9 protein-coding genes are annotated in these 13,718 nt (G+C 41.9%); all 9 read right to left on the reverse strand.

What is annotated here, in order from left to right; all coding sequences use genetic code 11:
• Positions 1 to 1,284, reverse strand: coding sequence for a PQQ-dependent sugar dehydrogenase (locus tag AC1DRQ_RS16945; protein ID WP_477425812.1), 1,284 nt, complete (start codon positions 1,282 to 1,284; stop codon positions 1 to 3).
• Between the two features lie 49 nt (positions 1,285 to 1,333).
• Positions 1,334 to 3,043, reverse strand: coding sequence for a RagB/SusD family nutrient uptake outer membrane protein (locus AC1DRQ_RS16950; protein ID WP_477425813.1), 1,710 nt, complete (start codon positions 3,041 to 3,043; stop codon positions 1,334 to 1,336).
• Positions 3,044 to 3,054: 11 nt separating this feature from the next.
• Entirely contained in the window at positions 3,055 to 6,405 is a 3,351-nt protein-coding gene (locus tag AC1DRQ_RS16955; RefSeq protein WP_477425814.1) for a SusC/RagA family TonB-linked outer membrane protein, read from the reverse strand.
• 179 nt (positions 6,406 to 6,584) lie between these two features.
• A complete protein-coding gene (locus AC1DRQ_RS16960; protein ID WP_477425815.1) occupies positions 6,585 to 7,469 on the reverse strand; it encodes a FecR family protein in 885 nt (294 codons plus the stop codon).
• 123 nt (positions 7,470 to 7,592) lie between these two features.
• Positions 7,593 to 8,129: an RNA polymerase sigma factor gene (locus AC1DRQ_RS16965; protein ID WP_477425816.1), complete on the reverse strand. Its 537-nt coding sequence runs from the start codon at positions 8,127 to 8,129 to the stop codon at positions 7,593 to 7,595.
• Positions 8,130 to 8,170: 41 nt separating this feature from the next.
• Positions 8,171 to 8,977 carry a DUF4350 domain-containing protein gene (locus AC1DRQ_RS16970; protein ID WP_477425817.1) on the reverse strand — a complete coding sequence of 269 codons (807 nt, stop codon included), beginning with the start codon at positions 8,975 to 8,977 and terminating at the stop codon, positions 8,171 to 8,173.
• 30 nt (positions 8,978 to 9,007) lie between these two features.
• Positions 9,008 to 10,906 (reverse strand): glycoside hydrolase family 97 protein, encoded by a 1,899-nt coding sequence (locus AC1DRQ_RS16975; RefSeq protein ID WP_477425818.1) that lies wholly within the window; start codon positions 10,904 to 10,906, stop codon positions 9,008 to 9,010.
• A 20-nt stretch (positions 10,907 to 10,926) separates the two neighbouring features.
• A complete protein-coding gene (locus AC1DRQ_RS16980; protein WP_477425819.1) occupies positions 10,927 to 12,456 on the reverse strand; it encodes a RagB/SusD family nutrient uptake outer membrane protein in 1,530 nt (509 codons plus the stop codon).
• A gap of 20 nt (positions 12,457 to 12,476) precedes the next feature.
• The coding region (locus AC1DRQ_RS16985) for a SusC/RagA family TonB-linked outer membrane protein (protein ID WP_477425820.1) at positions 12,477 to 13,718 on the reverse strand (1,242 nt) is incomplete at its 5' end.

Consider the following 13,718-nt stretch of genomic DNA (forward strand, 5'->3'; position numbering starts at 1 on the left):
TTACTTTTTAGTGTAGACAATACGGTATATGGTGCCTTTTGAGTCATCAGTAACGTACAAGGAACCATCAGCGCCCTGGGCAAGGCCGCAAGGGCGGTGGTCGGCACGGCCGGCCGCTGTTTTTTCTGGTGAGCCCGAAAAGCCATCAGCAAATACGTCCCAGTTACCGTCGGGCTTTCCATTTTTAAATGGTTGAAAAACCACAAAATATCCGGCCTGAGGTTCAGGAGCCCGGTTCCAGGAACCATGAAAAGCGATGAAGGCCCCGTTCTTGTATTTTGCAGGGAATTGATCGCCGGTGTAAAACAACAAACCATTGGGCGCCATGTGACCGGGATAAGCCACAGCAGGGTCAATGAATTTAGCATCAGCTTCTTTTTTCCCGTCGCCGCCATACTCAGGAGCCTGGATCTTTTTATGCTGCACCTGGTCGTAGTACATATACGGCCAGCCGGCATTATCACCTTTTTTAAGGGCATATAAACATTCGGCGGGTAACTCTGCAGATTGTTTGGTGGTATACAATTCGGGCCATGAACTATTCAGATTATCCCTGCCATGCTGCATTACAAAAAGCTGGTTATCCTGCTGGTTCCAATCCATACCTACCATGTTTCTTAAGCCTGTCGCATATCTTACGCCATCACTATAGGTTTGATTTAATTTATCAGTCCTAAACTGCCATACGCCGCCCATAGAATCAAGTATAGGACAACCCGGTATCCCAGGTGAATGCAGCCCCCGGTCTTTTTCCTGGCACGAATTAAACCAGGCACCTATGTTTACATAAATATTGCCATCATTATCCAATGTAAATGATTTGGTTTCATGCTGGCGTCCTGCCTTTAAACCCGTAACTATTTTTTCAGGCGCATCAGGATTGATCACTTCATTTTTATCGTTCACTTTATACCTGAATACCTCGGTATTTGAGGATGCATACAGGTATCCGTTTTTTAAATAAACCTCTGTACCGCCGTAAGTGCCAAAGCTTGTTTTAAGTTCGGCCTTGCCGTTTGGGGCTTCGTGGAACACCAAAATACCCTTACCTTCTTTTGTCGGCCTCGCCAGCTTTACGTAAATATCGCCCTGCGGGGTAACCACCAAATGCCTTGCTTTTGCACCAGTTTCGGCAACTTTTAAGGCACCAAATCCGGCAGGCAATTTTAAACCCGCGTTATCGGCATCGGGTACTACATCCGCCGCCGGTTTTAGGGCATAAAGCGTTATGCTTACAGCGAACACTGTAAGTGCCATCATTGATCTGAACAGTTTACTTTTCATACTATTATTCATAGGTTTTGTATACAAATTAATACCTCAAAACCCTGGTTTACCAACCAGGATTTTGAGGGTACGGCGTACCGGTAATTGTTGCGTCGATCTGTGTTTGCGGAATCGGTCGTAATACATGAAAAGGCTTTATATTACTTTTTCCATCAGTATTATGCAGCTTTACCCGTTCCAGCAATTTACCTGTTCGCACCAGGTCAGTCCAGCGCATTTGTTCGCCGCATAGTTCTCTTGACCGCTCATCCAAAATAAAATCCAATGTAAGTTTATCGGCAGTGATATCCATTGCTGCCACGTTACCTGATGGATAGGCCGCTCTTTCGCGTATCTTGTTTATGTACTGCACTGCATCACCCGCGCGCCCATCCATATATAATGCCTCGGCGGCAATTAAATAGGTTTCTGCTAACCTGTATATAATGATTGGCCGGCTGGAGGGCGAGTTTTGATCAGGCCGTTTGGTATCAAAATATTTGATCATAGTAGGTGACAGCGCAATACTATATTTACTTGGCGGGATAACCTGGTAGCGATAGCTGGCAATCTGTGCAGCTGTCATTTCATAACCCGGCATCCATATTGCTGTATCACCAACCGCAAATTTAGGCGCACCGGGCTGGGCTCCAGCGGGGGCACCGGCTGGTAAAGGATTGGGCCAGGTAGGTACAGAGGCTGCGTTGTTGCATAACCACATGGTTTGAAATGTTTTTTTATAGCGCTGATCATTCACCCTTTCACTAAATACAGTATCAGTAAGCCAATGTGTAGGCACCACACGTATATAAGGGCGACCGTAAAGTGTACTGCGCTGCATACCTGGCTGCACCTCATATTTAGGTGCAAATAAATGGCACAATAAGTTATCAGGGCCGCTGTTATTTTGTGTAGGCGATCCGTTATAAGCTAATGTTGGTGTGTGTTGTACCGTCCATAATATTTCGCTGTTAGCTTCATTTCCTTCTGCATATACACTTGCAAAATCCTGCTGTAACCTTAAGCCTGCAGCCGGGGCAACATTATTGATCAAATCAGTAGCAGTAGTATAGGCATTTTTATAATCATCTGATTGCTTGGCCGATGAACCTGCTCTTGTTAAATAAACCTTAGCCAGCATGTGCATAGCCGCGGCCTTTGTAGCCTTACCCGGAAGCACACCGCTGGTTAACGGGCCTGCAGGAAGGACAGCTACAGCATCTTTCAAATCCTGGATTATAAAATTATACACATCAGCCATTGGGGCACGCGTGGCAGAGGTTGTTGGAGTTGCCTGAAAGGTTTTATTCAAGGTTACATCGCCCCAGGACTGTACTAATATAAAGTAGTAATTTGCCCGCAGAAACTTAGCTTCGGCAACCATACTTGCCGCTGTTGTGGCATCAACCCCGGCCGGGACATTATTGATCAACCCATTACAAGTATTAATATAGGTGTAGCAATTTTTCCAGATTCCGGCAACTATACCATCTGCGGTGTTAAAGTTACTGTTATATTTTACCAGGCCGTTATTACCATCATTACCGGCAATAAACTCGTCGGTTCCGGGTATGGTCATTTCAAAATAACTATCAGGGCCCCAAATAGTCCTAAACCCGGCATAAGCCGCGGTAAGACCGGCCTGAAAGCCCTGGCTTGTAGAGAAAAAAGCCGGGGTAAGGGTTGATTTTGGGTCTTCTACCAGTGTTTTTTTACAAGCTGTAGTTATCAAACCTAAAAACAAACAGGTGCATAAATATATAGATATCCTTTTCATCTTATTTCAATTTAAAGTGTCATGTTAATACCGAATGTAACTGACTTTGTGGGAGGCGTATCCACGTTTAAAGTTCCGGCTGTTTCCGGGTCAAGACCATGAAATGTATCGCGGTACGGTGAAAAAAGTATAAAGGGGTTTTGCACCGTTGCATATATCCTTAATGATCTTGCTTTAATACGCTTTGTTATGGCTTCAGGCATATAATAGCCTAAGGTCATGCTCCTTATTTTAAGGAAAGTTCCATCAAAATAGCTTAGCAATGATGAGTACGGCGTATTGGTTGACGCTGAATTTGGCTTAGGATAATAATTCTGATGATTGGTCGGGGTCCAGTAATCCTCATTTATATTATTGTAATTCCCCTGGAAGGTGTTGATAAAACTACCGCTCTGGAATAATCTGGAAGTTATTAAACCGCCAACCCTGTAAACGCCAACCACTGTAAAATCAAACCCCTTGTAAGCAATACGGTTAGTAAACCCACCTGTATATTTTGGCTGATTTGATCCGAGTATAATCCTGTCGCTGGCATTTATCTTTCCATCCTTATTTACATCTTCTACTCTAATGGTACCTATAACAGATCCTGTACCTGTGGTGGTCAACCCCAGACTTTTAGCCTGAGCCGTGTCGGCGGCTGTATTTTGCCAGATCCCGATTTTCTTATAATCAAATATGGAATTTATAGGTTGTCCCACAAACAGGTTATTGGTTATATCCTGAGTAACACCACTCGATAGTTTGGTTACTTTTCCTCTGTTGAAAGTGATATTAAAGTTAGTGGTCCAGCTAAAGCTGCTTCGGCCATTGCCTGGTATATTAATGGTACTCAAACTTACTTCAATACCCTTGTTTTGAGTTTGCCCAACATTGGTTAAAATACTGTTAGGTATGCCCGATGTTGGCGGCAATGATAATGGCAACAACAATGACCGGGTAGACTGACGATAGGCATCAACCGCGCCCGTGATCCGGCCGTCAAAAAATCCAAAATCAGTCCCGATGTTTAGCGTAGATGTATACTCCCAGGTTAAATTGGGGTTAGGTACACTTGTTGGATAAGCGCCAGTCAGGTTAGTAGAGCCAAAGTTATAATTAACTGATGTTAAAGCACCGAGAGTTTGGTAAGGATCGATTGCTGTATTACCTACCGTACCGTAGCTTGCCCTTAATTTAAGATTTGATAGCACATGTGAATCCTTTAACATAGGCTCCTGTGTAACATTCCAGGCCACGGCTGCTGATGGGAACACATGATATTTGTTACCCGGGGCCAGGCGGGATGACCCGTCTGAACGCATGGTTAACGTAACCAGGTATTTATTGGCATATCCATAATTTACCCTGGCCATATAGGATATGATATCCCATTTTGAATAGGACCCTGATCCGCTCAGGTTTGATCCGTATTGCGGGTTAAAATACTGAACACCGTCTGATAAAATATTATTATAACTAAATGAGTTCGACTGCAACTGGCTTTCCTGCAAGCTGTAAAGACCGGTAAAATTGATATGGTGCTTTTGCGCGATTATTCTGTCGTAAGTTAAAATATTTTCAAGCGTGTAGTTGTAGCTGTAAGTACTTTGGTTATTTGCGGTTGATGCACCACCCAGGTTATTGGTGGTAGCGCTGGCATAATAGTTTCCGTATATATCAGGTCGTATTTCGGCACCGCCATTAAACCTGTATTTTAACCCCGGAGCCAGATTAACCTCGGCATAAGCCGTAGTAAAAGTCCCGAACCGTTTACGCGTTTCGGCTACAGCACCTGGAACAAAATTAGCAAGGGGATTCCATACCTGGTTAGCGCTCCCTGCGGTAAAACCTACCAATTTGCCGGTAACGTCATCATAAGGTGTTGAAAGCGGGCTTGCCCTGAGCGCCTGACCAAGTGGGTTCGCGTTTTCGCCATTGGTATAACTTAGCGTGTTTAAGCTGCTTAAACCAATTTTAACATTTTTGCCTAATTGCTGGTCAATGCTTAACTTGAGGGAATAACGCACAAATGACTGGCCAAAATAAATACCAGTTTCGTTATAATACCCACCTGATATGGCATACTGGGTTAATTCGTTACCGCCAGAAACACCCAACTGATGATCGGTTACAAAACCTGTTTTATAGATGAGGTTTTGCCAGTCGGTATTGCGTCCGCTTTTAATTGATGCCACTTCCTGTGGTGCAAAAGAGCCATCCGTTAAAAAGGCCGGATCATCGATCCCTGTATATTTGCCAGGGTTCCCGTTAATCAGGCCCCATTTTTTCAGGTCTTCAAATTGCGGCCCGTTCATGATATTATAATGCCCCATTGGTTTGTTATAACCGGCATAACCACTATAAGATACAGTTGTACCGCCTTTTTTTCCGCGACGGGTTGAAACCAATAAAACACCATTAGCACCCCTTGATCCGTAAATAGCGGTTGATGAGGCATCTTTTAATACTTCTAACGAAACGATATCATCAGGGTTTATATCATTAAGGCTCCCGTTAAAGGGAATACCATCAACTACAATTAAAGGTGAATTGGACGCATTTATGGATCTGGTTCCCCTGATCAAAATAGAGGGCGCAGCACCCGGATGACTATTACCGTTACTTTTTTGGATATCAACGCCTGCAGCCTGCCCCTGTAATGCCTGACCTATATTGGCGGCCGGAATGTCACGAAGCGCCTGCTCATTAACAGAAACAATTGAACCTGTTACGTCTGATTTTTTCTGAACACCATAACCAACCACGATAACATCATTCAGTGATTTTAGGTCACTTATCATGGTTACATTAATAACTGTTTGATTGTTAACAGCTATCAGTTGTGTTTTATATCCGATAGAAGAAAATTTCAGGGTTGCATTCGGAGCTGCTTTGAGCGTATAATTACCATTTGCATTAGTAATTACCCCATTCCCGCTACCTTCAATCCCTACAGAAACACCTGGTAACGGACCGCTTAAATCAGATACCTTACCCGTAACAGTAATATCGGCCGATTCATTTTTTACATTTTGATCATCGGCTTTGTCGGTTAGCAAACTTGTTTTTAATGACGCCGTTTTATCATAAATTACTATTCCTGTATTTACGTCTTTAAAAGACAGATGGGTTTTAGCAAATAAGTAATTCAAGATTTTGCCCAGGGGTTCATTTTGAAATTTATGCGGAGTGATAGTATAACCCTTTAAGTCTGCCGGGTTATAGGAAAATTTAACATTTGATTGTTTTTCAAGCTTATCAATTGAGCTTTGCAATGATTCGTTACCAAACGAAATTTTAACAGGATAGTCTGAAACCTGATCCTCTGTTCCTTTCGCTTGTATCTGGCTAAATGTCATTATGCCGATAATAACAATCATTGATACTTTCTTAAAAAAAGTAAATAATTTAGTATGTTTTTTTATCATCTTTACGAGGTTTTTTGTTAAAAAAAAACTAAGGTGAATTATTGGATTAGCTTGGAACCTGCCAATAATTTATATCTACACTTTTGTCAGTATCCCCGGCCCTCAGCCTGGGATATTGGCTTTATCAGGGCTTAATTGTTCAGGCTTTTTTCAAGATAAACCTCCTTTCCTTTTACCATATAATCCAAATGATGGATGGTTTTAATAATTTCCAGCACATATTGTAAATTGTTACCGTTTGAAAAATGGATGGTTGTTATTAAATGATCTATTTTTTCGTGATCATAATTTATGTGAACGTTATAAGTATTTTCTAACCTCATGGCCAGCTCATTAAATGGAACACTGTACAAATTGATCTCATTTGATTTCCAGGCAACTACTTTTTCGGCATCTACTGTTCTGATCAGATGGGTAGCTCCTTTTTGGTTATAAATCATTTCTTTATTGAGCGTAAGTACACCAAAACTTGCTGCTTTATTACCAACCTCAACACGTCCCCTGGTAACTGTTAACCTTACATCGCTCAGGTTTTTATAAAATTTTACGTTAAACGCGGTTCCTAACACCCGGGCATGTAAGCTGCCATAACGAACTATAAATGGCGAATTGTTATCATGTTTTACATCAAAATATGCTTCGCCGTTAACCAATTGTATTTCCCTGGTTTTGCCAAAACGTTCAGGAAATTTAATTACCGAGCCAGAGTTGAGCCAAACCGTTGATCCATCGGGCAGGGTCACAATTTTAATATTTCCTTTTTTCGCAGTTATAGCTATCCAGTTAGTTTTATCTTTCGATAATTTCATGTAAAAAAGCGCAGAACAGCACATCAGCAATAAAGAGGCGGCCATGGTATACTTAGCGGCAGAGGTTTTTATAAAATGCCATTTCCCAAAAATTTCTTTATGGATATGATTAAGCATTTCTTTCTCTACAGCACGCATAGCTTCTTCGTCCTGAAGATGATCCTCCCCAACTTTATAGCCAGAGACGGGCCGTCGCCATTGCATCATGATAATCTGTTTTAAGTTTATATCAACTGCTTAAAGGCAGCTTTTGGTTTGATACTATATATACAAAGCCAAGCGGTTTAGGTACCAGACTTATTTACATTTTATTTATAAAAATGCACCTTGTTAAAGCATCCCCAATTTTGTCCGTAATATCTTCAAAGCATTTGAAAGCTGATTTTTAACGGTGCGCTGGGTAATGTTAAGGGTTTCTGAAATTTCACTAACAGACAGATTTTGTTGCCTTGATAAAATAAAAACCTCCTGCATTTTCTTTGGCAACTCTCTGATCTCCCCCTCAATTACAACAGACAATTCTTTAGCTATCAGGTTATCCTCATTGGTATAGTGGTTTGTGCTATCGGGATGTAATAAGTTTTCTAACCTCTTTTTCCGGGCCGAATCCTGTTTGTAAAAATTAATGATGTTATTTTTCAATATCCTGAAAAGATAGGAAGTATTGTAACGCTCGGGGTTTATGCTGCATCTGCAATTCCATAGACTGATAAAAATCGTTTGTACAAGGTCCTTCGCATCCTCCTGCGAACAGGTTGAACGATAGGCCATTTGATACAAAGGCCGCCAGTTTCTTTTATAAAACTCGTCAAAGGCCTGTATATCACCTGCCTTAATTAATATGACCAATTCAGTTTCTGAAAGCATTACTTATCAATAATATGATTCTATTAACAATGGCACCTTTATCATTTACTTTTTACCGGAATCTGTTTTAGCAGCCACTTACTCAGGTCATCGGCGGCTTTATCATTATCAAACCCCATTGCTGCAGGCAGTCGTCCGTTGGTATACTCATTATATAACCACGGGTCACCCACAGCTATCACTAAACCTTTACCGTATTTGGCTGTACCAACAATCACATGCGCGCTATCAACCAATGCGGGTTTTGCCGGTGGTGATAGTTTAAGTGTGGCAATATCTTTCAGGTAAATCTTTTTGGCGGTTTTAAATATGGCATCATTCGCAGGGATGTTTATAGCCCCCATTTCAAATTGAGTTCCTATCACGTGTTTGTACAAATCATCATTAAAATGGATCCCAAATTTTGCTGCCAGATTATTCAAATGCGGCAGTTCGGCATTGGCGCTGTCATTGGCCATTAAAAGCAGCACACCGCCTTGTTTAACCCAATTGGCAATAACTTCAATATGTCTGGTTTCGATGTAATGCGGATCTGCGGTTTCTTTCTTAGTGTCAGGATCAACAATAATGTAAATATCTGTTCCTTTTAAGCTCTCAGCAGTTGGCTCATTTTCAAGGCTTTGCAGACTGACCCCGTTCTTTTTAAAAATATCCCCCAAAATGGAGAAACCGCTGCTTTTGGTATCTTCCCAGGTGTAGTGAAAACGGTCTGCCCCTCCTGCCGGGTTTTTACGGTACTCATTATTAAAAAAATAATCTAACGTAACCGTTTTAGTTTGCGCCATTAATAAAGGCGTTATCATTAAATTGAGTATAAATAATATCGGATAAACTATGAGCTTTTTCATTTGATCGGCTTTATAAATTTTTAATATTTATTACTGTATGGTATACCTTCCTACGTATCCCCCACCAACACCTAAATTCAGTGACAATACATCGGTAGCTTTTGCCGTGGAACTTCCCGTTTTTAAAGCACCGGTGTTATCAGGATCATCATTAATGCTGGTGCATTTAGCAGATGATTTTAAAAAACTAAGCGGTATCTGAATGCTTTTGGGCTGAGTCCCGTTCATAACGGCCAGGAACCAGGTATTCCCTTTTCTGCGTGCAAATACAGCCAGCTCTCCTATTTCTGATGGCTTTAATACAATTGTTTCGTCCCATATAGATGGAATGCTTTTAATAATATCCACACCGGGGTTTGCCAATAAATGTTGCGGACTGGCGGCATACGTTAATACCGGTGCGCTTAAAATAACCGCGCTGGCAATTTGATTGGTCCACGTGGTATTTTTACGGCGTTCGCCAAAATGTACCGGGGTGTATTCTGCCGGGCCGACCAAAAAACGAGTAAATGGAATGGTTGTACTATGGGTGGCCCTATCCTCTAATTTACTCGACTCCATACCCTTAACCGCTTCACGTGTCAGTTCATTTGGCCATGTGCGCAACTGGCCTGTAGGTTTATTGGCGCCATGAAAATCGACCATTAAATGCAATTGGGCTGTCTCTAATAAAATATCCTGATACAGGTCTACAACTTCCTTAGCTTCATTATCAAAAAAATCAATTTTCAAACCCGATATCCCTAAATCATGGCAGCGTTTAAACTGGGCGTGCCTTACACTGGAGTCGCGTAAATTTTTGGAGTGCATCCATACCCAAATGCTCACACCACGTTGTTTGGAATAACTTACCAGATCTTTAATTTCGTCATCGCTCCATTTTTCCCAAAAACCTTCCAGTATGTTATGCTCAAATCCCAATTCGGCAGCAAGCCTGGAATACTCCTTCATATTATTCACCGTTTTATCGCCAGCTCCATCCAGGTATTGCCAAACTGCCCGGCCCGGTTTTACCCATGCGGTGTGTATCCCTTCGGGAAAATATTTTTTATCAGGCGGAGTGCATAAATTATGCACCACATCGCAATTGACCAGGGTATTCAGATCAGCACCAAGCATGACCACCCGCCATGGGGTATTAATAGTTCCGCTGATTGCTGCGGGCTTTGAAACCCTTGCTATATCATCTTTGCTGTACCGTAACTCATAAGGATGTGATATGGGATGATGATCAGCTAATTGTAAAATCAGCTTACCTTGTCCGTTGGCTTGTAAAGCCATCCCCGCATAATCTTTCAAATCAGCTTCGGTAATAGCAGCATATCCGGTGCCATCTGGGAGTTTGAATGTGGCAGGTGGCGCTATCCACTGCCCGGTTTTCACAGAATCGATCAGTTTTTTTACATGCTGCCCTTCATAGTGCCCGTTAAGATCATGATACCAGATGGTGCTCCCGGCAGGTATGTTAAATTCAGTTGATTCATCAGGGATACGGCTACTGTTCTTGCTGCCCGGTATAGTAAAGCTAAAAGCGGCCGCATCGTTAAACACCCTTACATCAAGTAAAAAGCTGATTTTACCATGAAGTAGCTTAATTTTTGCGCCATTAAAGTGGTTTACAGCTATGGAATGCGCCCCATACCAGGGATAGGTTTCATTTATGTTATAAGTTGTACTTTCCCCAATAGTAGCCTGGCTGGTGAGCATTGTTTGGTCAATGCTGATCTGCATGGCAGAGGTATTGATAACCGCTTTATTTTTGTAATGAACACTGTATGATATGGTTCCCTGCTGATCAAACACTTCTAAACGGACCTGCTTGTCGGGACTGTAAACAATAATATTACCGGCAGCAAATAATATAGATGGACAAGCCATAGCAAGCAATATCAGACAGATGGCCGCCTTTACGTTTTTAATGATTTTCATTTATTTTTTAAATAAATATTTTAATAACCAGGCGTTTGCTTGAATGCGTTATTACCTACCGCTTTGGCAATATCAATTTCTGTTTGCGGAACCGGCCAAATGGTATCGCGCAGTGGGAATGTTCGCTGGGCGGCGTTCGGATCTTTAATAGTTGGTATAATTACCCTGTCCAAAGCCCATCTTTTCAGATCAAAGTATCTTTGCCCTTCCAGTGCCAGCTCTATTCTTCTTTCATGTCGTATGCGGTCGCGCATATCAGCTTGAGAAAGGCCGGCTGGTATAGGTGGCATATTTACACCGGGGCGTGTACGGACGGCGTTAATAGYGGTATAAACACTGGCATCAGGGCCCAAAACTTCGTTTTGTGCTTCGGCATACATCAATAAAACATCAGCGTATCTTAAATACACCCAATCCTGATCGCTTTGCGTTCCAATTACGGTTGCACGGGTTGAATCGACACCTTTTTTGTTAAGGAAACCTGCTGTAGCACCAAGATCTGCCGGAACAAAGGGGATTCCACCTTTGTATAAAACCCCGGGAGTTAATATAGTGGCCAGCAATCTGGGGTCGCGGTTTATATATGGCTTTGCCGGGTTGTACAAAGGCGATGTGGCAATAGGTTGCCCGTCTGTACATTCATAATCATTAACCAAATAGCCCAACGGCTGAAAGCTTGAACTATAGGTGTATAAATAATCAGCGGGACTAAAAGCTGTTGGAACCTGGTAACGGCCGGAGAAGATAATTTCAGGGTTACCATTTTGCCCGGGTTTTAGAAATAAGTTTTTATAACCGCCGGTGTAAATACTGAATTTACCATCGGTCATGATCGTATTAGCTGTGGTAGCCGCCAGCTGATACTGATGTCTTGATAAATATACCTTTACCATATAGCCCAAAGCGGTTGCCTTAACCGCGTGGCCGCTATAAACAGTATTGGGCAGGTTATTGGCCGCAAAGGTCAGATCGTTCAATATGGTATCGGTAACTACTGATTTTGGCGTTCTTCCTAACTGGTTGTTTGCCGGGTTAAGAGTTATTTGGCTGGTAGACAATACTACATCGCCATATAGCTGGGTAAGCATAAAATACCAATAGGCCCGCACAAACCTAACTTCAGCTATATATTGATATAAGGTGGCCGAAGGCAGATTAATTTTCCGTACGTTACTCAAAAAAGTATTACATGCCTGTACAGCCCTGTATGATGTGGTATAGGCGTCTGTTTGCAAACCGCCGACAGTTGGTGTAATAGCACCCTGCGCTATGTTGGAATAGGCACCGCTGTATGCGTTATCGCTCAAACTTTCCCAATAAGGCGTACCTGCCCCAAAGCCCTGCCCGGTATTACCAGACGCGGTATAGTTAAATCCCTGGATAAAAAAACTGTATATACCGGCTAATGCTATATCTGCATCATTTTTTGTTTTCCAAAAAACCTTGCTATCAATATCAGCCGGCGGGTTTTGATCTAAAAGATTCTTTTTGCAGGCAAACAATAAAGTGGCCATTAAAAAGATCATCAAATATTTTGTTGCTGTTTTCATCGTCATTTCAATAAATAATGTTAAAATGTAGCCCTTACACCAAAAGAATAAACCTGGTTTTGGGGGTGTGTAACAAACCTTGTATTTGAAGCAACCCGCTCAGGATCAAGCCCCGGGAACTTGGTGAACGTAAACAAGTTATCGCCAGCGAAGTAAATGCGCAACGCCGACATAAAAAGGTGTTTTGCAAACTTTTGCGGTAAATTATAACCCAACTGAACGTTTTTTAATCTTAAAAAAGAAGCATCCTGTAAATAATAGGTAGATGCCGTATTGGCATTGCTGCTGATGTTGCCCTGCCCTAAAACATAAACCATTGGCATGGTAGTACTATGGTTAGTAGGCGTCCAGGCATTTAGCCACTCTTTGGGCGGAGGTGACCCCTGGTTAAAAGGTTGTATACCCCAGCCATTAACATATAGTTTTTGGCCATAAGAACCATAAAAGAAAACGGTAAGGTCAAAGTTTTTCCATGTTGCACCTGTATTAAAGGAATAATCAAATTTGGGATATGCCCCGGGTACTATTACCCGGTCACTATCATCAACTTTTCCGTCATTATTGGTATCAGCATATTTTATATAACCGGGTTGAGGATTGTATTGCTGTGTAGGCGAATTGGCTATTTCTTCTGCTGATTGGAATATCCCAACATACTTGAGCATATAAAAACTGCCATATGGCTGCCCTTCCTGGTTAATGGTATTGGTTGCCGTGTTTGGGGCTGGGGCACCATATGATACCAGGGTATTTTTATTAGCCTGTATGGTTCCGCCAAAAGAAAAACCAACCTGGCCAAACCGGTCAGTATATTGAAAAGATGCTTCAATACCCGTATTTTTCATTTTACCATAATTGATAGTTGGTGCGGTAAGACCATAATACAGCGGGGTAAGCGGCGTAGCTACTTCCAGGATATCGGAGGTTAGCTTGTTGTACCAGTCAACCGTAAAGCTGAGTTTGTTGTTGAGCACCGAAAAATCGGTACCGATATCAAATACCCGGGTAGTTTCCCATTTAATATCTGGATTAGTTAAGGAGTTATTAACCACTCCACCGGTAACCGTGGTACTCTGAAAAGGATAAGCATAACTGGTTCTGGTGTTGTAATAGCTTTTAAAATTATAGGTTTGCTGGTATGGATAGTTACCTATGTTTTGATTACCTAAACTACCCAGTGAAGCCCGGAATTTTAAATTGTTTAACCAGCTTACGTTCGATAAGAATTTTTCTTTGGTTACTACCCAACCTAAAGATACAGA

It is taken from the genome of Mucilaginibacter sp. P4_E8, assembly GCF_056401495.1.